21 protein-coding genes and 1 tRNA gene are annotated in these 23,068 nt (G+C 74.9%); 12 read left to right on the top strand and 10 right to left on the bottom strand.

From position 1 onward, the window contains the following. Positions 1-6 precede the first annotated feature (6 nt). The 3 genes from IQ279_RS12065 to IQ279_RS12055 all read left to right on the top strand — a co-directional run bounded on the left by IQ279_RS12065 (position 7) and on the right by IQ279_RS12055 (position 3,480). A complete protein-coding gene (locus IQ279_RS12065) occupies positions 7-1,020 on the top strand; it encodes a carbohydrate ABC transporter permease (RefSeq protein WP_307792321.1) in 1,014 nt (337 codons plus the stop codon). Next, positions 1,017-1,955: a carbohydrate ABC transporter permease gene (locus IQ279_RS12060; protein ID WP_206348401.1), complete on the top strand. Its 939-nt coding sequence runs from the start codon at positions 1,017-1,019 to the stop codon at positions 1,953-1,955. The genes IQ279_RS12065 and IQ279_RS12060 overlap by 4 nt, the downstream gene beginning before the upstream one ends. A gap of 76 nt (positions 1,956-2,031) precedes the next feature. Further along, on the top strand, positions 2,032-3,480 hold the full coding sequence (locus IQ279_RS12055; RefSeq protein WP_206348400.1) for a GH1 family beta-glucosidase: 1,449 nt from the start codon (positions 2,032-2,034) through the stop codon (positions 3,478-3,480). Positions 3,481-3,684: 204 nt separating this feature from the next. Here IQ279_RS12055 and IQ279_RS12050 read toward each other — a convergent pair whose 3' ends face one another. The 3 genes from IQ279_RS12050 to IQ279_RS12040 all read right to left on the bottom strand — a co-directional run bounded on the left by IQ279_RS12050 (position 3,685) and on the right by IQ279_RS12040 (position 6,215). Then, positions 3,685-3,894: a hypothetical protein gene (locus IQ279_RS12050; protein ID WP_206348399.1), complete on the bottom strand. Its 210-nt coding sequence runs from the start codon at positions 3,892-3,894 to the stop codon at positions 3,685-3,687. A 137-nt stretch (positions 3,895-4,031) separates the two neighbouring features. Then, entirely contained in the window at positions 4,032-5,417 is a 1,386-nt protein-coding gene (locus IQ279_RS12045; RefSeq protein ID WP_206348398.1) for a HAMP domain-containing sensor histidine kinase, read from the bottom strand. Between the two features lie 81 nt (positions 5,418-5,498). Further along, complete coding sequence (locus IQ279_RS12040) at positions 5,499-6,215, bottom strand: response regulator transcription factor (protein ID WP_206348397.1); 717 nt, start codon at positions 6,213-6,215, stop codon at positions 5,499-5,501. A 103-nt stretch (positions 6,216-6,318) separates the two neighbouring features. On the opposite strand from IQ279_RS12040, the gene IQ279_RS12035 reads away from it, so the two are divergent. Then, positions 6,319-6,867 carry a hypothetical protein gene (locus tag IQ279_RS12035; RefSeq protein ID WP_206348396.1) on the top strand — a complete coding sequence of 183 codons (549 nt, stop codon included), beginning with the start codon at positions 6,319-6,321 and terminating at the stop codon, positions 6,865-6,867. Positions 6,868-6,933: 66 nt separating this feature from the next. Here IQ279_RS12035 and IQ279_RS12030 read toward each other — a convergent pair whose 3' ends face one another. Together IQ279_RS12030 and IQ279_RS12025 are read right to left on the bottom strand one after the other, a co-directional pair. After that, positions 6,934-7,812 carry a spermidine synthase gene (locus IQ279_RS12030; protein WP_307792320.1) on the bottom strand — a complete coding sequence of 293 codons (879 nt, stop codon included), beginning with the start codon at positions 7,810-7,812 and terminating at the stop codon, positions 6,934-6,936. A gap of 66 nt (positions 7,813-7,878) precedes the next feature. Next, positions 7,879-8,271, bottom strand: coding sequence for a hypothetical protein (locus tag IQ279_RS12025; RefSeq protein WP_307792319.1), 393 nt, complete (start codon positions 8,269-8,271; stop codon positions 7,879-7,881). A gap of 184 nt (positions 8,272-8,455) precedes the next feature. Here IQ279_RS12025 and IQ279_RS12020 point away from each other — a divergent pair, with 184 nt between their 5' ends. After that, positions 8,456-9,913: an NsdA family TPR-like regulatory protein gene (locus IQ279_RS12020; protein WP_206348395.1), complete on the top strand. Its 1,458-nt coding sequence runs from the start codon at positions 8,456-8,458 to the stop codon at positions 9,911-9,913. Between the two features lie 21 nt (positions 9,914-9,934). Here IQ279_RS12020 and IQ279_RS12015 read toward each other — a convergent pair whose 3' ends face one another. After that, a complete protein-coding gene (locus IQ279_RS12015) occupies positions 9,935-10,543 on the bottom strand; it encodes a histidine phosphatase family protein (RefSeq protein WP_206348394.1) in 609 nt (202 codons plus the stop codon). Between the two features lie 278 nt (positions 10,544-10,821). Here IQ279_RS12015 and IQ279_RS12010 point away from each other — a divergent pair, with 278 nt between their 5' ends. The 6 genes from IQ279_RS12010 (at position 10,822) to IQ279_RS11985 (ending at position 16,266) form a co-directional block, all read left to right on the top strand. After that, positions 10,822-11,988 carry a hypothetical protein gene (locus IQ279_RS12010; RefSeq protein WP_307792318.1) on the top strand — a complete coding sequence of 389 codons (1,167 nt, stop codon included), beginning with the start codon at positions 10,822-10,824 and terminating at the stop codon, positions 11,986-11,988. Further along, positions 11,988-13,523 carry a hypothetical protein gene (locus IQ279_RS12005; RefSeq protein ID WP_206348393.1) on the top strand — a complete coding sequence of 512 codons (1,536 nt, stop codon included), beginning with the start codon at positions 11,988-11,990 and terminating at the stop codon, positions 13,521-13,523. Before IQ279_RS12010 ends, IQ279_RS12005 begins: the two co-directional genes overlap by 1 nt. A 56-nt stretch (positions 13,524-13,579) precedes the next feature. Next, positions 13,580-14,929 carry an AAA domain-containing protein gene (locus tag IQ279_RS12000; RefSeq protein WP_206348447.1) on the top strand — a complete coding sequence of 450 codons (1,350 nt, stop codon included), beginning with the start codon at positions 13,580-13,582 and terminating at the stop codon, positions 14,927-14,929. Positions 14,930-15,049: 120 nt separating this feature from the next. Further along, positions 15,050-15,412, top strand: coding sequence for a DUF8844 domain-containing protein (locus tag IQ279_RS11995; protein ID WP_206348392.1), 363 nt, complete (start codon positions 15,050-15,052; stop codon positions 15,410-15,412). 160 nt (positions 15,413-15,572) lie between these two features. Continuing rightward, positions 15,573-16,202, top strand: coding sequence for a hypothetical protein (locus IQ279_RS11990; RefSeq protein WP_206348391.1), 630 nt, complete (start codon positions 15,573-15,575; stop codon positions 16,200-16,202). Next, positions 16,193-16,266 (top strand) — tRNA-Lys (locus IQ279_RS11985). The genes IQ279_RS11990 and IQ279_RS11985 overlap by 10 nt, the downstream gene beginning before the upstream one ends. An 88-nt stretch (positions 16,267-16,354) precedes the next feature. Here IQ279_RS11985 and IQ279_RS11980 read toward each other — a convergent pair. Beyond that, positions 16,355-17,575, bottom strand: a complete 1,221-nt coding sequence (locus tag IQ279_RS11980; RefSeq protein ID WP_307792317.1) for a M6 family metalloprotease domain-containing protein — start codon at positions 17,573-17,575, stop codon at positions 16,355-16,357. A gap of 538 nt (positions 17,576-18,113) precedes the next feature. Here IQ279_RS11980 and IQ279_RS11975 point away from each other — a divergent pair. Further along, positions 18,114-19,871 (top strand): putative bifunctional diguanylate cyclase/phosphodiesterase, encoded by a 1,758-nt coding sequence (locus tag IQ279_RS11975; protein WP_372445121.1) that lies wholly within the window; start codon positions 18,114-18,116, stop codon positions 19,869-19,871. On the opposite strand, the gene IQ279_RS11970 is transcribed toward IQ279_RS11975, so the two are convergent. The 3 genes from IQ279_RS11970 to IQ279_RS11960 form a co-directional block, all read right to left on the bottom strand. Beyond that, a complete protein-coding gene (locus IQ279_RS11970) occupies positions 19,841-20,995 on the bottom strand; it encodes an LLM class flavin-dependent oxidoreductase (protein ID WP_206348388.1) in 1,155 nt (384 codons plus the stop codon). The two genes, IQ279_RS11975 and IQ279_RS11970, sit on opposite strands and share 31 nt — an antisense overlap. 75 nt (positions 20,996-21,070) lie before the next feature. Further along, positions 21,071-21,865, bottom strand: a complete 795-nt coding sequence (locus IQ279_RS11965; protein ID WP_206348387.1) for a maleate cis-trans isomerase family protein — start codon at positions 21,863-21,865, stop codon at positions 21,071-21,073. A gap of 109 nt (positions 21,866-21,974) precedes the next feature. Beyond that, the gene (locus IQ279_RS11960; RefSeq protein WP_206348386.1) at positions 21,975-22,919 is read right to left on the bottom strand and encodes a maleate cis-trans isomerase family protein; all 945 of its coding nucleotides are present in this window, start codon (positions 22,917-22,919) and stop codon (positions 21,975-21,977) included. Positions 22,920-23,068: the final 149 nt, after the last annotated feature.

Genomic DNA, 23,068 nt, shown 5'->3' with positions numbered 1-23,068 from the left:
TCGCCGGTGTCCGCGCCCCCCGTCAAGCAGGGGGGCGCGGCCCCGCGCCACAAACATGTCTCCTCCCGCGAGGACCGGCGGCGGGAACGCCGCAGCCGCTGGTACCAGCGGGACGTGAGGTGGAGCCCGTACGGCTTCGTCGCCCCGTTCTTCCTCTTCTTCGGCGCCTTCAGCCTCTTCCCGCTGCTCTACACGGGCTGGGCCTCGCTGCACAAGGTGTCGCTGACGGCCCCCACCGACATGGAGTGGGCCGGGCTGCACAACTTCACCCGGCTGCTGGAGGACGATTTCTTCTGGAACGCCCTGCGCAACACCTTCAGCATCGGGATCATCTCCACCGTGCCCCAGCTGCTGATCGCGCTCGGGCTGGCCCACCTGCTGAACTACAAGCTGCGCGGCGCCACGTTCTACCGCGTGGCCATGCTGGCCCCCTACGCCACCTCGGTGGCCGCGGCGACCCTCGTCTTCGTCGTGCTCTTCGGCCGTGACTACGGCATGATCAACTGGTTCCTGGGGTTCGTCGGGCTCGACCCCGTCAACTGGCACGAGGGCATGACCTCCCACTTCGCGATCTCCGCGATCGTGATCTGGCGCTGGACCGGCTACAACACCCTCATCTACCTCGCCGCCATGCAGGCGGTCCCCAAGGACCTGTACGAGTCGGCGGCGCTGGACGGCGCCTCTCGCTGGCAGCAGTTCGTCCACGTCACCATTCCCGCGCTCCGGCCGACGATCCTGTTCACGGTCGTCGTCTCCACCATCGGCGCGACACAGCTGTTCGGCGAGCCCCTGCTGTTCAACCCCGGCGGCGGCGCGAACGGCGGTCCGGCCCACCAGTACCAGACCCTGGGCCTGTACCTGTACGAGCAGGGCTGGGTCAACCTGCACCTGGGCCGGGCCTCGGCCATCGCCTGGATGATGTTCCTGATCCTGGTGCTGATCGCGCTGGTCAACTGGCTGATCTCGCGCGGCATGCAGAAGCGGGAGCTGGGCCGCAAGACCGCGAGGAGGCGCTCATGAGCGTGCTGGACTCCGACCGCGCGACACCCGCGCGGACGGCACCCGAACCCGGCGGGGCGGGCCACCGCACCGGCCGCGGCCGTCCTCGTACGCGGGGCCGGGCCGGCGGCGCCGGCGGCACGCTGCACGGCGGCAAGCTGACGTACGCGGTGCTGTTCCTCGTCACCGCGATCGCGCTCTTCCCGCTGTTCTGGACGGCCGTTGCCGCCTCCCGGAACAACACCCGGCTCGCGGAGATGCCGCCGCCCTTCTGGTTCGGCGGCAACCTCTTCAAGAACCTGGGGATCGCCTGGACCGACGCCAACATGGGTCTGGCGCTGCTCAACACCACCATCGTCGCCGGGTCCATCGCGGCCGGCACCGTGCTGTTCGGGACGATCGCCGGGTTCGCGTTCGCCAAACTGCGGTTCCGCTTCCGGAACCTGCTGCTGATGCTGACGATCGGCACCATGATGGTGCCGCCGCAGCTCAGCGTGGTGCCGCTGTTCATGGCGATCGCGGAACTGGAGTGGACCAACCAGCTCCAGGCCGTCATCCTGCCGACCTTCGTCAGCGCCTTCGGCGTGTTCTTCATGCGGCAGTACCTGCTGGAGGCGCTGCCGACCGAGCTGATCGAGGCCGCGCGGGTGGACGGCGCGAGCAGTCTGCGCATCGTGTGGCACGTGGTCTTCCCCGCCGCCCGGCCCGCGATGGCCGTGCTCGGCATGCTGACCTTCGTGATGGCCTGGAACGACTTCTTCTGGCCGATCATCGCGCTGACCCAGCAGAACCCGACCGTCCAGGTGGCCCTGACCGGTCTGGGCCGGGGCTACATACCCGACCAGTCGGTGATCATGGCCGGCGCGCTGCTGGGCACCCTGCCGCTGCTGCTGATCCTGACCGTCTTCGGCAAGCAGATCGTCGGCGGCATCATGCAGGGGGCGGTCAAGGGCTGACCGGCAGCCCTTCCCGTCTCTCAGCCCCCCACCACGTCATCCCCTTCCGTACAACCATTGTTGGGAGCGCTCCCATATGAGCCATTCCTCCTTCCCCGCCGACTTCCTGTTCGGCTCGGCCACCTCCGCCTACCAGATCGAGGGCGCCGCCGCCGAGGACGGCCGCACGCCGTCCATCTGGGACACCTTCTGCCACACCCCCGGCAAGGTGCTCGGAGGCGACACCGGCGACGTGGCCGTGGACCACTACCACCGCTGGCGCGACGACGTGCAGCTCATGGCGGACCTCAACCTCAACGCCTACCGCTTCTCCATCTCCTGGTCCCGCGTCCAGCCCACCGGCCGCGGTCCCGCCGTCCAGCGCGGCCTGGACTTCTACCGCTCGCTGGTGGACGAGCTGCTGGCCAAGGGCATCACCCCCTGGATCACGCTGTACCACTGGGACCTGCCGCAGGAGCTGGAGGACGCCGGCGGCTGGCCGGAGCGCGCCACCGCCGAGCGGTTCGCCGAGTACGCCTCCCTGGTCGCCGGCGCGCTCGGCGACCGCGTGGAGCGCTGGACCACCCTCAACGAGCCGTGGTGCGCGGCCTACCTCGGCTACGGCTCGGGCGTCCACGCCCCCGGCCGCACCGACCACGCCGACGTGCTGCGCGCCGCCCACCACCTCAACCTCGCCCACGGGCTGGGCACCCAGGCCCTGCGCGCCGCGCTCCCCGGCCGCGCGCAGATCGGCGTCAGCGTCAACCCGGCCGCCGTCCGGGCCCTCACCGACGACCCCGCCGACCTGGACGCCCGGCGGCGCATCGACGCCCTGGCCAACCGGATCTTCGACGGCCCGATGCTGCGCGGGGTGTACGACGAGGACCTGATCCAGGACACCTCGCGCCTGACGGACTGGAGCTTCGTCAAGGACGGCGACCTGGCCGACATCCACCAGCCGCTGGACGCCCTGGGCATCAACTACTACACCCCCACCCTGGTCTCGGCCTCCGCCGACCGGAAGCTGCCGCGCCGGGACGGACACGGCGGCGGCGAGCAGTCCCCCTGGCCGGCCGCGGAGGACATCGCCTTCCACCAGACCCCGGGCGAGACCACCGACATGGGCTGGACGATCGACCCCACCGGTCTGCACGACCTGCTGATGCGCTACCACCGCGAGACCGGCGGCATCCCGCTCTACATCACCGAGAACGGCATGGCCTGCGACGACAAGCCGTCCCCCGACGGCACCGTCCACGACCCCGACCGCATCGCCTACCTCCACAGCCACCTGGACACCGTTCGGCGGGCGATCGCCGACGGCGCCGACGTGCGCGGCTACTTCCTGTGGTCCCTGCTGGACAACTTCGAGTGGGCGTACGGCTACAGCAAGCGCTTCGGCACGGTGTACGTGGACTTCGAGTCCCTGGAGCGCGTCCCCAAGTCCAGCGCCCGGTGGTACGCCGATGTCGCCCGGACCGGCGAACTCCCCGCGGCCGAGGCGCTGGACGCGATGGACGCCGTGGGCGACCCGGTGGCCGACTGAGGCACCCCGCGGCCGGGCGGTCTGACCGGATGGTCCGACCGGGGCAGACCGGAACGCGCCGACCGGTCCGGCTGAAGCAGCCGGACCGGCTGAGGCGGGGCGCAGCGGGCGTGGGGGGTGGAGAACGCTGCGCCCCGCCTGCCGTGGGGGGTGGCTGGTTCACGGGGCCGGCTCCCCTCGGCCGGCGGGGCCGGGGCGGAAGGTTCAGCGGGGAGGCGGCTCGGCGCCCTCCCGCGCCCCGTCGGCCGCGGCGGACGGGGCGGCGGCCGCGGCCGACGGCGCGGAACCCGGCTCCGCCGTCGCCGTACCGGCCAAAATCAGCCCGCCGGCCGCCACGATCGCCGCCACGGCCGCGTCGGCGATCGGCTGCCGCCGCCCGCCCGGGCGGCGCCACTGTGCGGCGATGCTTCTCATGGCACTCCTGCCTCGATCCAGGGGGAACGTGGACAGGGAGCACGCTAGCGAGACGGATTCCGGCGAAACACCCGTTCCGGGCAGGCGCCCGGTAACTTATGGCTCCCTTAAGGCCGGTCTACGGAACGGCTGAGGAATCACCACTTCCGGCGCACGCCCCGTCGCACTCTGTGTCCACGCCGGCGGCCCGCCCCGCCGGCGGGCCCTCCGTCCGAGGACAGCAGGAGCCGTACCTCCGTCCCGCCGAGCACCGAGCGCCCGATCCGCACGTCGCCGCCGGTGGACTCCGCCACCCGCCGCACGATGTCCAGGCCCAGGCCCGTGGAGCCGGGCCCGCCGTCGCCGTAGCCGCGGCGCAGCGCCGCGTCGGGGTCGTCGATACCGGGCCCCGCGTCGGAGACCAGCACGATCACCGAGTCGCCGGCGGCCGAGCGGTGGACGTCCACGGCGAAGGCGGTGCCCTCCGGGGTGTGGCGGAAGACGTTGCCGAGCAGCGCGTCGAGGGCGGCGGCGAGGTCGGCGCGGGCCACGGGGACGCGCACCGGCTCCCCGACCCCGGCCAGTTCCGCCTCGCGGCCCTCGTCCTCGGCGAGCGCGGACCAGAAGTCCATCCGCTCCCGGATCACCTCACAGGCGTCGCAGTAGGCGCCGCCCGGTGCGTCCGGCGGCTGGGTCCGCTGCTCGCGCGCGGTGCGGATGATGTGGTCCACCTCCCGCTCCAGCTGCGCGACGGCCGCGCGCGTCTGCTCGGCGGCGTCGCCGTCGCCGAGCGAGGCGGTGTTGAGGCGGAGCACGGTCAGGGGGGTGCGCAGCCGGTGGGAGAGGTCGGCCGCCAGCTCCCTCTCGTTGGCGAGCAGTTGGGCGACCTGGTCGGCCATGGAGTTGAACGCGGCCGCGGCCAGACGCAGTTCGGCGGGCCCTTCCACCGGGACCCGCACCGCCAGCCGTCCCCTGCCCAACTCCCTGGCGGCACCGGCCAGCCGCTCGGCGGCGCCCACCATGCGGGTGCCGAGCCGGTCGGCGATGACGACGGACGCCGCGACGAGCGCCAGGCCGGTGCCGGCCAGGACGAGCCAGGCGGTGGTGACACCGCCCGTGACCTCCTCCTGGGGCACGAACACCTCGACGACGGCCGACCGTTCGGTGGTGACCGGCTGGAGCAGCACGAAGCCGCCCTCGACCGACTCGACGGCCGCCCCCTCCAGAGGGGCCGCGGACCTCAGCCTCTCCTCGGTCAGGCGGCGTTCACCGATCTCGGCGCTCCCGTCCGCCCGGCCCGGGGGCGCGTACACGGCGATCCGCCCGGCGGCCTGCGCCGGCATGCTGGCCAGCCCGCGCTGGAGCGGGTCCCGGTCGCCGCCGGTGGCGGCGAGCAGGTGGGTGACGGAGGCGGCCAGCCGCTCGGCACCCGTGAAGGCCCGGTCGCGGGCCATCTCCTTGACCACCAACGCCAGGGGCACGGCGAAGGCCACCACGACCATCGCGGTCACGGCGATGCACACCTTGACCAGCGCCCGCCTCATGGGCCTCTCCCCTCTCCCACCCACCACCGCCCCGGCCTCCCCGGCCGCCCGGTCCTCCGGCCCGGCCCCCCGCGGCCGGGCTCACCCCCGCGGGGAATCGCGCGGAGGTTCCAGTTTGACGCCCACACCGCGCAGTGTGTGCAGATAGCGGGGGCTGGCCGCGGTCTCGCCCAGCTTTCTGCGGAGCCAGGAGAGATGGACGTCGATGGTCTGGTCGTCGCCGTAGCTCTGCTGCCAGACCTCCGCCAGCAGCTCCCTGCGCGGCACGACGACCCCGGGGCGCTGCGCGAGGAAGGCCAGCAGGTCGAACTCCCGGCGGGTCAGGTCCAGGGCGCGGCCGTCGAGTTCGGCCTGCCGCCGCAGCGGGTCGATGACCAGCCCGCCGGCCCGTATCGCCCGGTCCGCCTCCGCGCCCGCACCGCCGCCGCCCGTGCCCGTGCCCGCGCGGCGCAGCACGGCGGCCATCCGGGCGGACAGGTGCTCCACGGAGAACGGCTTGACCAGGTAGTCGTCGGCACCGTCGTTGAGCAGCCGGACGATCTCGGCCTCGTCGTCCCGCGCGGTGGCGATGATCACGGGCACCTGGGTGATCCCGCGCAGCATCTTCAGCGCCTCGGCCCCGTCGAGGTCCGGCAGCCCGAGGTCGAGGATCACCACGTCGAAACCGAGATGCGCGACCTCCCGCAGCGCCTCCAGGGCCGTTCCGACGCTGCGTACGGTGTGGGAGGCCTCCGTCAGGTGTCTGATCAGGGCGGAGCGTACGAACTGGTCGTCCTCGACGACGAGTACACGTGCCATGGGCGGCACGGTACGGCATGCGCGGGCGCCTCAAGGAGGCTCCCGGCGAAGCCGTGCGGCCGCGAGCGCGAGGAGCGCGGGGAAAGAGGCTAGGGTGCGCGGGATGCGACGAGGACTGGTTCACGCGGGCGCGTGGGTGCTGGCCACCGGGTCGGCGGTGACCCTGTCCTGGTTCGGTGTGCGCACCGTGGTGTCACAGGCCGCGTACGACCTGCCGCGGATGCCGCCGCTCGCCTCGGACACGCCGGCGCCGTCCGCCTCGCGCGACAGCCCCGAGCCGGAGACCGCCTCCACCCGGCGGCCCAGAGCGTCCTCGGCCGCCCGTTCGCCGGGGACGTCCGGGCCGTCCGTCTCGCGCGGCTCCGCCGGGGCCCGACGGGACGCCGGGCCGGGCGGGGGCACCGCGGGCACCGGCAGGACGTTCGGGAACGTGGAGAGCCGCGAGGTGCGCGGCGGCCGGGTCGCCTTCGACCTGGGCCGGGACTCGGCCGACCTCGTCTCCGCCTCTCCCGCTCCCGGCTGGGAGATGCGGGTGTGGCAGGGGAGCCGGTGGATACGGGTCACCTTCACCCGGGGCGGGGAGGCGTCGTCGGTCTTCTGCGTCTGGGACGGCACCCCGCCGCGGGTGACGGTCGACGAGCACGGGGGCTGACGTCCCCCGTCCCCGGGCTGCGAGGGGCGGCGCCGGGGGTGCGGCGGCGAGGTCCGGCGGCGGGGCTCAGCGCCGCTGGAAGACCCGCGCGGGCGGCTGCGGCGAGGGGGTGGCGGTGGCGTCCGTGACGGGGGCGGCGCCCCCGGTGAGGTCGGCCAGCGCTCGGCCGTGTTCGACCCGGCCGGGGTGCGGGTCGCCCGCCGCGCGCCGGGTGATCTCCGCCACGGGCAGCGCCCGGTCACAGGCGGCCAGGACGGCGTTGCCGAAGCGCCGCCCGCGCAGTACGGCGGGGTCGGCGATCAGGCACAGTTCGGGGAAGACGGCCGCGGCTGTGGCGACCTGCGCGCGCAGGTGGGCCAGCGGCGGCCCGTCGGCGAGGTTGGCGGCGTAGAGCCCTCCGGGGCACAGCACCCGCCGGACCTCGGCGAGGAACTCCGCACTGGTCAGATGGGCGGGGGTGCGGGCGCCGCCGAAGACGTCCGCGACGATCAGGTCGGCCCCGTTCCCGGGGAGCCGGGCGAGCCCGGCGCGGGCGTCGCCGCCGCGCACCCGTATCCGCCAGGCGCCCTCCAGCGGCAGCTCGCGGCGGACCAGGGCGGTCAGCGCGGCGTCCGCCTCGAACACCTGCTGGGTGGAGCGCGGCCGGGTGGCGGCGGTGTAGCGGGCGAGGGTGAGCCCACCGCCGCCGAGGTGCACCGCCCGCAGCGGCCGCCCGGGCGGTGCGGCCAGGTCGATCAGATGGCCGATCCGGCGCTGGTACTCGAAGTCCAGGTGCGTCGGGTCGTCGAGGTCCACATGGGACTGCGGTGCGCCGTCGAGCAGCAGCGTCCAGGCGCGCGGCCGGTCCGGGTCCGGCAGGAGCTGGGCCAGTCCGCCGTCGACCGGCTCGCTCACCGGCTCCCTGGTCCGCCTGCCGCCCTCGCGCCGCCGTCCGTTCCTCGCCACATGGTCCAGTATCACCCGTACGGCCCACCCGCGCCCTGTGGGACCTCTCCGGTGCTCAGGAGGTGCTCAGGAGGTGCCTTCGGCGGCGGCGATCGTACGGGCCGCCTCGCTCAGCGCGGCGCGCAGCCGCGCGGGCTCGGTGGCGCCCGCCTGCGCGCTCTCCGGGGGCACCAGCCATCCGGTGCCCGCCACCGGCGGGTCGGATGGCCGGCCGGAGCGGCGGTGGGCCGGGACGCAGACGCTGCCCGGCAGGTCCCATCCGTCCGCGGTGCCGGGCGGAACCAGGAAGCCGAGGGTGCCGCCCGCTCCGTCGTGCAGTACCGGGCCCACGCACTCGCGCAGGCGCAGGATGTCGACGGCCTCCAGACCGTGCCGCGCGGGCACGGTCACCAGTTCGCACGGCGCGTCCGGCACTCCGGCGGGCGGCGGGCCGCCGGTCTCGCAGCCGGTGTCCAGCACGGGGAACCTCCTCCTGGGTCGTCCTCCACGTTCGCTACACGGGGCTCAACGAACCGGTCTGTCAACCGCTACGGCGCAATGCCGCCGCAAAGGATGGCAGTTGATGGCAGATCACGTGTTGGACATCCCGTTTGTCTGCAAAACATCTCGTATCTTCCATAGGGCGGCCGGTACGGTCCCGGCCATGGCGTCGTCACCGTCACCCTCAGCGCCGGCGGGTCCGGGCCGTCAGCCCAATCTGGCCTTCCGGCGGTTGCGCGGGCGGCTCTCGCCCGGGGAGTTCGCGGCGGCCGTCCGCAGGGCGGCCCGGGAGATAGGCGAGAACGTCTCCTGTGACGCCCGGTACGTCGGGCGGGTGGAGGCCGGGGAGATCCGCTGCCCCAACTACGCCTACGAGCGCGTGTTCCTGCACATGTACCCGGGGTACTCGCTCACCGATCTGGGCTTCGAGCCCCGTCAGGCGGTTCGCGGGCGCACCGCGCGCGGACGGGGGGCGTACGACGCCGCGGGCACGACCGCGGACGCCCGTATACGCCCCGGCTCCACCCTCCCGGAGCCGCCCTGCCCCACCCGCGATCCGGGCCACGGCCCGAGCGATCGCCCGACCGACGAGGAGAACGACGTGCTGCGTCGCGCGTTCATGACCGGTGGCCCGGCCGCAGTGGCGGCGGTGTGCCTGGAGTCCCCGGAGTCCCTGGCGCGCCCGGCAGCCGCCGAGGCCCCCGGCGCTGCCCGGGGCGGCCGGCCCGGCGAGGCCGCGGCCGTCGAGGAGACGGTGCGCGGCATCCGGCTGCTCGACGACCGGTACGGCGCCGACGGCCTCTACCACCGGGCCGACGGAGCCCTGCGGGCCGCGTACGACCTGCTGGACGCGGGCGCCCGGCGGCAGCCGGCCGCCGACCGGCTGCACGTCTGGACCGGCGAACTGGCCCTGTCCGTGGGCTGGCTGGCCCACGACTCGGGCCGTCTCGCCGAGGCCCGCCCGCACTACGCCGAGGCCCTGGCCGTCGCCCGGGTGGCCGGGGACTCGGCCCTGGAGGCGCACGCCTTCTGCAACACCTCCTTCCTCGCCCGCGACGCCGGGCGCCCCCGGGAGGCGGTACGGGCCGCGCAGGCCGGGCAGCACATCGCCCGCCACCTGGGCTCGGCGCGGCTGCTGTCGCTGCTGGCGGCGCGCGAGGCGGGCGGCTGGGCCCTCCTCGCCGACCGCACGGCCTGCGAGGAGTCCCTCGGCCGGGCCCGGACGCTGTTCGAGCACGGCCCCCGCGACGCCGACCCGGAGTGGATGACCTTCTACGGCGAGGCCGAACTGAACGGTCTGGAGGCGCAGTGCCGGGCGGCGCTGGGCGACTGGGGGCACGCGGCCCGCCGCGCGCGCCGCGCCGTGGCCCTCCAGGATCCGCACTTCACGCGCAACACCGCCCTGTTCACCGCCGAACTGGCGGACGACCTCGCAGGCGGGGGCGAGGTGGAGGAGGCAGCCGGGGCCGCCGGCCGGGTGCTGGACCTGCTCGGGCAGGTGCGCTCCTCCCGCGTCGGCGGGATGCTCGACGGCACCGCCCGGCGGCTGCGCCACCACCGGGGCGTCCCGGCCGTGGCGGACTTCCTGGACCGCCTGGCCGAGGAGGCGCGGCCGGCCTGACGGCGGCCCGCTCCCCTGCCGTCACCGCCCCGGCCGGTCCAGGTGGCCCCGGTCGTTCCAGCTCTCGACGGCCGGCTCCCCGTAGGCCCAGCCCAGCACCGACAGCGCTCCCGCGTCCAGGCGCAGCCGTGCGGCGAAGGACGGTTCCAGGCCCAGCCAGCGCGCGCCCAGCACCCGGAGCAGATGACCGTGCGCGAAGACGAGCACGTCCCGCTCCGCCGACCGCGCCCAGGCGACCACCTCGTCGGCGCGGGCGGCTACCTGCGCCAGGCGCTCACCGTCGGCCACGCCGTCGCTCCAGATGAGCCAGTCCCGCCCCGCCCGCTCCCTGATGCCGTCCGGAGTCAGCCCCTCGTACGCGCCGTAGTCCCACTCCAGCAGCGCGTCCCAGTCGGCGGCCCGCTCCCCGAAGCCCGCCAGGTCGCAGGTCTCCCTGGCCCTCGACAACGGGCTGGTGCGGACCTCGGCGTCCGGCAGCCCGTCCCAGGGCGCGCCTCTGAGCCTCTCCCCCAGGGCGCGAGCCATGCCGCGCCCCTCCTCCAGCAGGGGGACGTCGGTGCGACCGGTGTGCCGCCCGGACCGGGACCATGCGGTCTGGCCGTGCCGGACCGCCAGGATGCGCGCTGCCATTGCATGCCTTCCGTAAGGGACTCCCGGCGCCACCGCCGGGCTCACGGCCATCATCGCGCGCCGGGCCCGTGCGCCGTCGTGCCGAGCCCGCACACCGGCCGTCCGCCGCCGACGACCGGGGGCGACGAGCACCGCCGGCCACCGCACACCGGGCGCGTCGGCGGACCGGGCCGCGAACGGGCCGGCGGGCGCCGCGGCCTTGGGACAGCGGTCCGCGCCGGCGGTTTCGGGCGACCTCAACTCCATCGGTGTCACAGGCGGATGTCACACTTCCGCGGGTGAGCCACAACTCCGACAGCCAACCGACGACAGCCCTGCGCCGGCGGCTCGCCGAGCTGCGCGGCGCCGACGTCGCGCCCCGGCCGATGGACGCGCGGGCGCTCGCCGCGCTGGCCGCCAACCCGGGCTGCCGCCGCCGGGCGCTGCTGGACGGCGCCGGGGTGGACAAGGGCGCGCTGGCGCAGGCGCTGGGCTCCCCCGCGCCCTTCGGTCAGTCGCAGTTCGCGTTCGTCCGCGGCCACGCCTTCGAGGCGCGGGCGAAGGGGGACGGCGGCGCCGAGCTGATGCGCCTGGTCCACTCGCGCACCGCCGCGGCCGGCGCCCCGGCCCCCGAGTCCGGCGAGGTGTCCGTGCCCGATCTGTCGGCGCCCGGTCCGGAAGGGCGCGCGGAACGCACCCGGCAGGCGCTGGAGCGGGCGACGGCCGACGGCGGCTGGACACTGCTGGACCACCCGATGGTGCGGCTGGAGGTGGCGGGGTCCTTCGTCCACCTGGAGCCCGACGCGGTGGCGGTCCACCCGGACGGGCGCTGGACGGTGGTGGAGATCAAGTCCTTCCCCGTCCTGGACGGTTCGGCCGATCCGGCCAAGGTCGGCGCCGCGGCCCGGCAGGCGGCCGTCTACGCCCTGGCGCTGAAGGCGCTCGGGGTGCCCGGCGGCCGGGTGGACGACCGGGCGCTGCTGGTCTGCCCGAAGGACTTCTCCAACCTGCCCACCGCCGAGGCGGTCGACCTGCGCAGACAGATCGCCACCACCCGGCGGCAGCTCGCCCGGCTGACGCGGCTGGAGGAGATCGCCGCCGCGCTCCCCGAGGGCGCCACCTTCGACCCGGCCCGCCCGCCCGCCGAACTGGCCGGTTCCGTCGAGTCGGTGCCGGCCGCCTACGCGCCGCAGTGCCTGTCCACCTGCGAACTGGCCTTCCACTGCCGCGGCCGCGCCCGGTCCGGGGGCGCGGTGGAGGCGCTGGGCCGCGAGGTCCGCGGAGAACTGGGCGGACTGGCCACCGTCGAGGCGGTTCTGGCGGCCGCCCGCGGCGAGGCGTGCGACACCGCGGAGCGCTCGCCGGACCACTTCCCGAAGGAACCCGCCGGGGACCCGGCCGCCGCCGCGCTGCGCCGCGCGGCCCGGCTGCGGGCCGAGGCCCTCTCGGCCGCCGGGAGGCCCTGATGTCGCTGGTGACCACCCTGGCCCGGATCGAGGCCGCGGCCACGGGCCGGGCGCGGCCCGTGGCGACGGCGCGTCACCGGCACCTGGCCGAGCGGCCCCTGGTCCTGGTGCCGCTGACCACCGCCGGCGAGGTCGGCGCCCCGCTGGGCGCGATGGTGGGGACGGACCGGGACGCGCCCCGCCTGCTGGTCGTCCCCCAGCCGCGCGACCGCACGCTGCGCTCCGCCTTCCTCGCCGAGCTGGCCGACGCCGTACTGCCCCATCTGGAGGCCGCGCAGGACGAGGTGGAGCTCGTCGAGCGCTCCGAGACCGACCCGGAGACGGGGAGGAAGGCGAAGGTCGAGGTCGAGCTGTGCGCGGACGCGCCGCAGCTGGTCGTGCCCAGCGCCGCGGGCGTCGCCTACGTACGGCTGCTGGGCCGGTCCATGCGCTTCCGCCGCACCGCCGAGGAGGATCCGCGGGCCGCCCACCCCGCCCCGCCCCGGCTGCCGCTGCTGGGAAGGTGGCTGACGCACTACGGGGAGCGGGCCCGGGTGCCCGGCTCCTCGCTGCTGCTGGCCGTCACCGAGGTGCTGGGCCGCCACTGGGCCACGGGCCAGAGCCGTCTGGAGGACCAGCACCTGGGCGCCCTGCTGGCCTGGATCACCGCCGGGGAGGGCGAATCGGGCGCGGAGGCCGCCCTCCGCGCCGAGCTGGCCCGCGACCGCGACGGGCTGCTGCTCACCCCTCCCGCGGGCCCGGCCACCGATCCGGCCTTCGACAACCGCCGCCTGGCCCCGGCCGTCGCACGGTACGACGCGGGGCTGCCCGGCGCCGAGGCGGAGATCCGCGAGCTGGTCGCCTCCCAGTTGCGTCCCACCTGGGACGCGGTGTGGCAGGGCCTGGACCTGCTGCGCGCGCTGCCGCCGGGCGCGCACGTCGCCGACCGCTGGAAGCGGGACCGCTGGTCCTACACCGCCCACCGCGACCGGGTGCGCGGCGGCGAGCCGCCGCAGCCGAGGCGCGACGACGCGGTGACGGCGGCCCGCAAGCTCGCCGCCCGGGAGACGGCCCAGGCGGAACTGGCCGCCCAGGAGGCGCTGGACGACCCGCTGGTGATGGCTCAGCGGCGGATGGCCGGGGAGGCGTTCGAGGGCGAGGTCGTCGAGGTGGAGATGGTGTACTCGTCGGGGAAGCGCCCGATGCCGCGCCCGCTGGTCACCGTCCGCACCGGCGACCGGCCGCACCTGGAGGGGGGCGAGCGGCTGCACCGGGCCCTGGAGAGCGGGAAGTCGCAGCCGGGGGTGTTCACGGAGTCCCCCGCGCCGGGGCTGCTGACGGTACGGCTGACCGGCGGCATGGGCCGCGGCAGGGAGCCGGAGGCGGGTTCGGTGCCGGAGGCGGGCGAGACGGTGTGCTGGACGCTGTTCGAGCACGCTCCGCGCGGCGGACCGGACCTGCCGGACCCTGAGGAGACGCCGTGGACGCACGGCGGCCCGCCCGACCCCGACGCACTGGACGCACCCGACCCCGTGACGCCGGAGGACCTGCTTTGAACGGCACCCCGGCCGGCGCTCCCGCCGGCTCCGCTTCCCTCCCCGGAACCGGCTCCGTGCCTCCCGCCGACTCCGCGAACGCGGCCGTGCCCGACCCGGGCCCGGCCGCCGCCGAGGCGACCGGTGCGATCCTGCGCGACGTTCTCTCCGGTGCCCACCGCGGTGTGGTCGTGGACTCGCCGCCCGGCGCCGGCAAGACCACGCTGGTGGTGCGCGCCGCCCGGGAGCTGGCCGCCGCGGGCCGCCCTCTGATGATCGTCGCCCAGACCAACGCCCAGGTCGACGATCTGGTGGACCGGCTGGCGACCGCCGAGCCGGAGCTGCCGGTGGGCCGGCTGCACAGCAGCGAGGCGCAGCCGTACGCCCCGGTGCTGGACCGCCATCCGTCGGTGGTGAAGTCCTCGAAGGCCGCGGATCTGGCCGGGCTGGACGTGGTGGTCTCCACGGCCGCCAAGTGGGCCCACGTCAAGGGCGCCGGTCCATGGGAGCAGGCCATCGTGGACGAGGCGTACCAGATGCGCTCCGACGCGCTGCTGTCGGTGGCCGGGCTGTTCGAGCGGGCGCTGTTCGTGGGCGACCCCGGTCAGCTCGACCCGTTCAGCCAGGTCGGCGCCGAGCAGTGGGCGGGGCTGTCGTACGACCCGTCGGCCAGCGCCGTGACCACGCTGCTGGCGCACAACCCGGACCTGCCCGTGCACCGGCTGCCGGTCTCCTGGCGGCTGCCCGCCTCGGCCGCGCCGCTGGTGTCGAGGGCGTTCTACCCCTACACCCCGTTCCGCAGCGGCACCGGTCCGGGCGAGCGGCGGCTGGAGTTCGCGCTGCCCTCCGACGGCTCCGGTGTGGACCGGGTGCTGGACGAGGCGGCCGGCTCCGGGTGGGGGCTGCTGGAGCTGCCCGCCCGCCACACCCCGCGTACCGACCCGGAGGCGGTCGCGGCCGTGGCGGCGGTGGTGCGGCGGCTGCTGGACCGCCGCGGCGCGGCGTTCGGCGAGCGCTCCGGGGAGCCTGATCCGGTGACGGCGGAGCGGATCGCGGTGGGCACCGCCCACCGCGACCAGGCGGCGGCCGTCCGCGCGGCGCTGGCCTCCCTGGGCGTGACGGACGTCGTGGTGGACACCGCCAACCGGCTCCAGGGCCGCGAGTTCGACGTGACGGTGGTGCTCCACCCGCTGTCGGGCCGCCCGGACGCCACGGCCTTCCACCTGGAGACGGGGCGGCTGTGCGTGCTGGCCTCGCGCCACCGGCACGCCTGTGTGGTGGTGTGCCGGGCGGGCGTTCCCGAGCTGCTGGACGAGTATCCCTCGGCCGAGCCGGTCCAGCTCGGGGTCACGGTCAAGTTCCCGGACGGCTGGGAGGCCAATCACGCGGTCCTGGCCCATCTGGCGGAGCACACCGTGGCCTGGTGAGCGCCCCGCACGGGGCGGCCGGGAGGGGCCGGCCGGGATGGGGCCGCCGGCTCGGCCCCGCGCCGGGCGGGCACGAGGGTGGACAATGGAACGCTGCCCACGACCGACGGAGGTATCTCCATGCCCGAGCCGAACCCGGCTCCGGAACGGCGCGGCGGTGAGCCGCGCCACAGGCGCCCGGCGCCGCTGCTCTTCGAGCCGCCGGACGCCGCCTCGGACCCCGAGCACTTCTTCGACCTGGAGTCCATCGAGGATCCGCGTGAGCTGCTGGGCCGCGCCACCGAGCTGGCCCTGGCCTTCCGCGCGGCGGCGGACCGGGCCATGGAGTTCCAGGCCATGGCGGCGGCGCAGCTCGCCGACCCCGGGCGTTTCGACCGGCTGCCGGACGAGGCGATCGCGGAGCGGGCCGAGTGGACGGCCGACTACGCCCGCAAGATGATCGAGTTCGGCCGCGAGCTGATGCGGGACCGCACTCCGGAGTGACGGCGCGGAGGTGACGGCGGCCGGGGCAGCGGCACGGGGCGGCGGTCACGGCTACGCCCGCGGCATATGCGGTGCGGAAGATACCGGACTCCGCCGCGCCGCGTCCCGTTTTCGCGGATTTCCAGGGACGGTACACAGGCTGCCGGTAGATGTTGTGGTCATGAGCGATCCCGCCGCCTATGTGACCCCTGCCGGAGCCGAGTGGCTCGCCTCCTCGAGCGCCTTCCCGCGCAGCGTCCACGCCCTGTGGGCGGGACGCCCGGGTGCCCCGAGCACCCTGCCCTGCGGCACCGCCTTCGACGTGGTCAGCGCCGGCACGCTGTTCGGCCGCCGGATGCTGGACCGGCTGTGGACCGCGGGGCCGGGCACCGGCCCGGTGGCGCTCCACGCGGGCAGGATGCTGCTGTTCGCCGAGCCCGGCACCGCCCAGCGGCTGCCGGCCCTGCTGCGCTGGCGGGAGTGGCGGGGCTCGTCCGCCCCGGCGGGTGCGGGCGGCACGACCGGCACGACCGGCGCTGCGGAAACGATCCCTCCGCTTCTGTGCTACGGCCTCGGCGACGCCGTGACCGTCCCTCCGCCGGTGCCCGGCGAGGGCTGCCCGCCCACCACCCGGTGGCTGGTCGCCCCGGATGTCCGCAAGCCCTGGCTGCCGGGCGCGGAGGCGCTGCTGTGGGCCTGTGTACGGGCCGTCCGTGAGGGCGGCCGGGGGCTCGCCGGCGGCCGTGATCAACCGATTTCCGCTCCCTCGGATCAGGGTGCTAAGGTTTACCACGTCAACAGGCGCCGCTAGCTCAGTTGGTTAGAGCAGCTGACTCTTAATCAGCGGGTCCGGGGTTCGAGTCCCTGGCGGCGTACAGACAGCCGGAAGGCCTCCGCGGAAGCGGAGGCCTTCCGGCTTTCCCCGTATGCGGGCCGGACGGGCCCGGGGCGGGGCCGCCCCGCTCACACCGTCCCCGGGCCCGGGCCCGGCATTCCGCTGACGGTGACCTCCACCCGCCAGCCCCGCTCGGTGCGGTCCACGACCTCCACCCGCACGGTGCCCGTGTCCACGTCCACGTCCACGGCCTCTCCCGGGCCCAGCGGCGCGTCGGCCAGCGGCGGGTACACCGAGAGGCGGTGGCACGCCCCGGTGCCGGGGTGGCCGTCGACCACCTTGACGGGGCCCTGCGCCGAGGGGACGTCGTTGCGCACCCGGTAGACCAGTACGCCGCTGGTGCAGGAGGTGACGTCGTTGCCGCCGGGCTCCCTCGCCTCGATCGCCAGCACCTCGCCGCGGCCCGTGCGGACCGCGATCAGCCGGGTGTCGGACCCGCCGGCCGGCCCGTCGCCGTCCGGGGAGGCGACCGCCCGCAGGGTGTGCCGGCTGGTGCCGGACTCGGCCCGGCAGTCGACCCGGCCGCCGTCCAGCCAGCCCAGCTTCCACTTGTGCCAGCCGAAGGGATCCGGGGAGAGCCCGAACTGGCTGCCCATGATGTCCCAGTCGCCGACGTGGGTGTCCCAGTCGCCGTCGTCGTCCTCGGGCTGGTGGTAGAGGTCGGGCAGGTCGAAGATGTGCAGGGTCTCGTGGGCGAGGACGTTGCGGTCCGGCGGCTGCTTCTCGAAGACCGTCACGACCCGGTGCAGCTCGGTGCCGTCCACGGTGATCGGCTCGTCGAGGTTGACGACCTTGGTGGCGTCGGAGTTCACGCCCGGCGCGTCGGGGTCGGCGACGAGGTAGACGATGTCGTAGTCGCCGAAGTCCACGTGCGGGTCGGCCGCGGCGACGGCGTCGCGGAGGTAGGCGCCGCGCAGGTCCGGCTCCCAGTCGCGCTGTATCCCGTAGGCCCGCGAGTCGGCGGCCATCTCCAGCCAGCGGGGCGTCGTGTGCGGGCGCAGCCTGAACTTCCCGTAGGAGGCCCGCTCGAAGAAGTCCGAGGTCTCCGGGAAGTAGTCGGCGGCGAGCCCGCGGGGGGAGGCGGCGGGCCGGGCCTCGGGGAAGGACAGGAAGACCATCAGCGCGTCGAGCTCTCCCAGGGGCCGGGGGTAGGCCGGGTGCCAGGTGTCCAGGCCCTCGGAGTGGTGGAGTGCGGTGCGTTCCAGGGCGCAGGAGTCGGCGCCCGCCGCGACGGCGACCGGCCCGGTGACCAGGCTCGTGCCCACCAGCGCGGAGAACGCGGTGAGCACCGCCCCGGTCCTGCGGGAGCGGGGCCCCGGCCAGGGGCCGCCCGGCCGGGGCACGGGCTCGCTCCGTCCCCCTCCGGTCCACTCGGCCCTGCGCGTAAACCGCACATCGTCCTCCCGCGGTGGTGTCGGGGCACGGTGCCCCCGGGGAGGGGCACGGCACCCACTGTGTGCCTTCCTGTGCCCGCGTGCCCCGTTCCGCTACGCCGCACGGGTGAGACCCCACAGGATCACCGTGCGTAACAATCGGTCATCATCGGTCGCCTGCTGGAAGTTGCCGTGCAGGAACGATCAGCCGCTCGAAAATGCGTCCCAGGAGTCCGCCGCACGGATCCGGAACACTCCCCGCGACACTGGCTCGGCCGCCCGATAAGCCTCTATGATCGGCACATTTCCAGGGCGGACACCCCCACGACGACCACCGGCCCGCCGCCCTGACCACCTACACGAGACGAGTCCCCCGCGGGAGCGATCGGTGAATGGACCACTCGACGGACCGGGCAGGAAACCGGGTGACGGTCCGGGCACGACGACGCCCGCGGTGACCGAGAGTGACGATCCCGCGAGCCCCCGGGCGGCCGCACCCCCCGGCCCTCCCCTCCACCCGGCGGACTACCGCACCGCCTTCGAGGCCGCCGGCCTGGCGATGGCGGTGATCGACGGCGAGGGCCGCGTCCTGGCCGCCAACCACGCGCTCGGGCAGCTGCTGGGCTCTCCCGCCGCCGAACTGTCCGGCACCCCCGTCGCCTCCCTGACCGGACTCGGCATCGACGACCGGACCCGCGACGAGTGCCAGGCCGTGCTGGAGGGACGCAGCGACTTCATGAGCTGCACCCGCCGCCTCAAGCACGGCGACGGCCGCTCGGTGTGGGCCAGGGTCACCGTGGTCCCCACCGGCGGACCGGCCGCACGGCCCGGGCGGCGGCGCGGTGCCGCCCTGCTGTCGGTCGCCGACATCAGCGAGCGGTGCGACCTCCAGGAGCGGCTGCGCCATCTGCAGATGCACGACCCGGTCACCGGGCTGCCCAACCGGTCCCTGTTCTTCGACCGGCTGTCCACCGCGCTCGCCGAGTCCACCACCGGCCGCATCGGGCTGTGCTACCTGGACCTGGACGGCTTCAAAGCCGTCAATGACACCCTCGGCCACCGGGTCGGCGACCGGCTGCTGAACGCGGTCGCCGACCGGCTGCGCCGGTGCGCGGAGCCGGACGGGCATCTGGTGGCGCGGCTGGGCGGCGACGAGTTCGCCCTGCTCGCCGAGGCCTCCACCGGCACCCAGCCGCTGACCGAGCTGGCCGAGCAGCTGCTCGCCGCCCTCCAGCAGCCGTTCGACCTGGCCGGCCAGCGGCTGGCGGTCTCCGCCAGCATCGGGGTGGTGGAGCGGCCCGCCGCCGGGACCACGGCCACGGAGCTGATGCAGGCCGCGGACACCACGCTCTACTGGGCGAAGGCCGACGGCAAGGCCCGCTGGACGCTCTTCGACCCCGAGCGCAACGCCAACCGCATGACCCGTCAGGCGCTGTCCAGCACACTGCGTCCGGCACTGGAGCGCGGCGAGTTCGCGCTGGAATACCAGCCGATCGTCTCCCTGCACGACGAGACGCTCACCGGGGTGGAGGCGCTGGTGCGCTGGCGGCACCCCCGGCTCGGCACCCTCGCCCCCAACCGGTTCATCGGGCTGGCCGAGGAGAACGGCGCCATCGTGCCCCTGGGCCGCTGGATCCTGGCCGAGTCGTGCCGCCAGGCCCGCCGCTGGCAGCTGGAGCAGCCCGGCCGGCCGCTGTACGTCAGCGTCAACGTCGCCGTGCGGCAGGTGTGGGACTCGGATCTGGTGGCCGACGTCGCGGCGATCCTGGAGGAGACGGGGCTGCCGCCGGGGCTGCTCCAGCTGGAGCTGACCGAGTCGGCGGTGATGGGTTCTGCGGGGCGGCCGATCAAGGCACTACAGGCGCTGTCCGACATGGGTGTGCGCATCGCGATCGACGACTTCGGCACCGGCTACTCCAACCTCGCCTACCTCAGCAGGCTCCCGGTGCGCGGGCTGAAGCTGGACGGAACGTTCGTCCGCGGCTTCCGCACCGCCCGCTGCCTCAACCCGGCCGACGAGACGATCGTCACCTCGCTGGTGCAGCTCGCCCACAACCTCGGCCTGACGGTCACCGCCGAGTGCGTCGAGGGCCCGGCCCAGGCCGACCGGCTGCGGCGGATCGGCTGCGACACCGGCCAGGGGTGGCACTACTCCAAGCCGGTGCCGGCCGACCGCATCAGTCAGCTGCTGGTGGCGGACGGCAGCCCGTAGGCGTCGGCGATCAGCCCGTAGCTGCGCAGCCGCGCCCGCGCCCCGTGCGACTGCGAGGTGATCATCAACTCGTCGGCCCCGGTCCGCTCGGCCAGCGCGTCGAGGCCGTCGCGCACCTGCCCCGGCGTGCCGTACACCACGTTGGCCAGCCAGCCGCGCACGAAGTCGCGCTCCAGCTCGCCCATGCCCCGCTCGTACTCCCCGGCCTCCTCGGGCGTGGGCACCAGGCCGGGACGCCCGGTGCGCAGCCGCAGCATCGACAGCGCGCCGGTCATCACCTGGCGGTGCGCCTCCCTCTCCTCGTCGGCGGCCAGGGCCGAGACGCCGATCAGCGCGTACGGCTCGTCCAGCACGTCCGAGGGCCGGAAGGAGGAGCGGTACAGCTCCAGGGCGGGAAGGGTGTTCGCCGCCGAGAAGTGGTGGGCGAAGGCGAAGGGCAGGCCCAGGCTCCCGGCGAGCTGCGCGCTGAAGCCGGAGGAGCCCAGCAGCCACACCGGCGGCCGGTTCGCCGCCTGCACCCCGCCGGGCACACGGCCCTGGACGGGGCCGGGGACGGCGTGGACGCGGGCGTAGGGGTGGCCGTCGGGGAAGTCGTCGTCGAGGAAGCGGATCAACTCGGCGAGCTGCCGCGGGAAGTCGTCGGCCGCCTCGTGCGGCCGGTCGGTGCGGCGCAGCGCGGCGGCCGTCGCCCCGTCGGTGCCGGGGGCGCGGCCCAGGCCCAGGTCGACGCGGCCGGGGGCGAGTGCCTCCAGGGTGCCGAACTGCTCGGCGATCACCAGGGGCGCGTGGTTGGGCAGCATCACCCCGCCCGAGCCCAGGCGGATGGAGGCGGTGTGGGCCGCCAGGTGGGCCAGGATGACGGCGGGCGAGGAGCTGGCCACCCCGGGCATGGAGTGGTGCTCGGCGACCCACAGCCGGTGGTAGCCCCGGCTCTCGGCGAGCCTGGCGATCTCCACGGAGATGCGCAGGGCGTCGGTGGCGGTGCGGCCGGCACCGACGGTGGCCAGGTCGAGCACGGACAGCGGTACGGGGGCGGTGCCCTGCGCCGCGCCCCTGACCGGGTCGCCGCTCCGTCCGCCCGGCTGTCCGCCGTTCCTCGCCTCCGCGTCCTTCACCGGGTCCATCGCGGGCTGCCTCCTCGTGGTGCGTGCGGCGCGGGACGTCCGCGCCGCAGGAGCACAGCCCGTACGGACCGCCCGTTATTCCCGCAGCAGCAGCGGTTCCGCGAGCGCCCGGCCGTCGAACAGCGCCCCCAGCGCCGGGCAGGAGACCGTGCGGTCCAGCAGGCGCAGCCCCTCCCAGACGGTGACCTGGTTGGCGGTGAGCACCGGCTTGCCCAGCTCTGCCTCCAGTTCGGGGAGCCAGGCGGCGGTGTGCAGGGCGGTGTCGGGCAGCAGGACGGCCTGGGCGTCCGGGTGGTCGCCCGCGCGGGCCAGCGCCAGCACCTCCTCGCGGCCCCAGGTGCCGACCTCGGCGGCGGTGATGATCCCGGCGCCGCTCACCGACACCACCTCGGCGCCCGCCGCCTTGAGGAAGGCCCTGAAGTGTTCGGCCACGTCCTTGGGATAGGTGGCGGCGACGGCGACCCGCTCGGCCCCCAGTGCCCGCACGGCGTGGGCGAAGGCGAAGGAGGTGCTGGAGGCGGGGAGGGCCGCGGCCGAGGACAGCTCGCGCACCTGCTCGTGCGCCCCGCCCCAGCCGAAGACGAAGCTGGCGCTGGTGCACGCCCACACCACCGCCTGCGCGCCGTGCTCGCACAGCCGGCCGACCTCGGCCGACAGACGGGCGGTGGAGCCCATCTCCAGCAGTGCGTCCACGCGGTGCGCGTCCTCGCCGATGTCGGTGTGGACGAGCGGCAGCCGGACGGAGCCCGCGGTCTCGCCGAGGATCGCCTCCAGCCGGGGGTACTCGTCCTCGGCGGAGTGGCCTGGGTAGAGGAAGCCGACGACATCAGCCGTCCGCTCCGCCCGAGCCGTCTCTTCCGTCCGGTCCATCCGGTCCTCCTCTTCCTCGGTCCGCTGTTCGGTCCGCTGTTCGGTCTCCCGCCCGGCCTCTTCGCCGGCGGTGGTGCCGTCCCCGCGGCGACGGCGGGGCGGCGCGGTGTCACAGGGGCGGCGGTCCGCCCGGGTCGTCCGGAAAGGGCGGCGGCTCCACGCCTTCGGCCGCCTCCGGCTCGGCCCCGGCCACCGCGGGCTCCGGCTCACGCTCGGCCGACGGTCCGGGCACTCCCGCGGGACTCCCCAACTCCGTTGCGCCGTCCGGGTGCACGGGCGTCCCCGGCGGCAGGAACGACATGGACGCCGGGCCGCGCCGGGCCACGGGGTCGAGCAGCGCCTGGTAGGGGCCGACCGCGTCCTTGCCGATGCGGCGCAGCGCCGACCAGACGGTGACCTGGTTGGCGGAGAGCACCGGCATCCGCAGCTCCGCCTCCAGCTGCGGGATCACGTCGTAGGTCGGCAGGTTGGTGCAGCTGATGAACAGCGCGTCGGGCGCGTCCAGCACGGCCTCGCGGGCCATGTCCACCACGTCCCGGTACGGCACCCGCCAGATCTCCCGCGTCAGCCCCAGGTAGCTGCGGCCGGTGACCTCGATCCCGGCCTCGCCCAGAAAGGCCTCCAGGGAGTCGGTCACCGACCTGGTGTACGGGGTGACGACGGCGACCCGCCGCACGCCGAGTTCCTCCAGCGCCTCCAGCAGGGCGCCCGAGGTGGTCAGGGAGGGGACCTCTCCGGAGAGTTCCATGGCCGCGCACATGGCCCGCTCCCCGACCGCGCCGCCCACGAAGGAGCCGGAGGTGCAGGCGTACGCCACCACTTCCGGCGCCACCGCGCACAGCGCCTGGACGGCCTCCCGCAGCGTCTCGTGCTCGCTGACGAGCCTGGCCAGGTCCAGGCTCACCTCGACGGGGACGAACGGAGTGCGGGTCAGATGGAGCGAGACGTCGTCGGGGATCCACCGCCACAGTTCGCGGTCGAGTGCGAAGTCGAAGGGGGCGACGACACCGACTCCGCGCTGCGGATGCGGACCGCCGAGGAACGAGACATCCATGAGCACCCCTTGAAGAGGGTAGGGGCGGCCAAGGGCCGTTGACGGAGGAAAAACCGGCGCGAGAGAGCCGGGACGCCGGGACAGATGCCTTCGTTGACGAAGGTAGTTACAGGTCCCTACCGTGGTCAATCCTTCCGTCCATCCGTGCG

Origin of the sequence: Streptomyces verrucosisporus (assembly GCF_017114865.1) — a bacterium.
Taxonomy (GTDB): Bacteria; Actinomycetota; Actinomycetes; order Streptomycetales; family Streptomycetaceae; genus Streptomyces; species Streptomyces fenghuangensis.
This window is presented reverse-complemented; position numbering and strand designations above follow the sequence as displayed.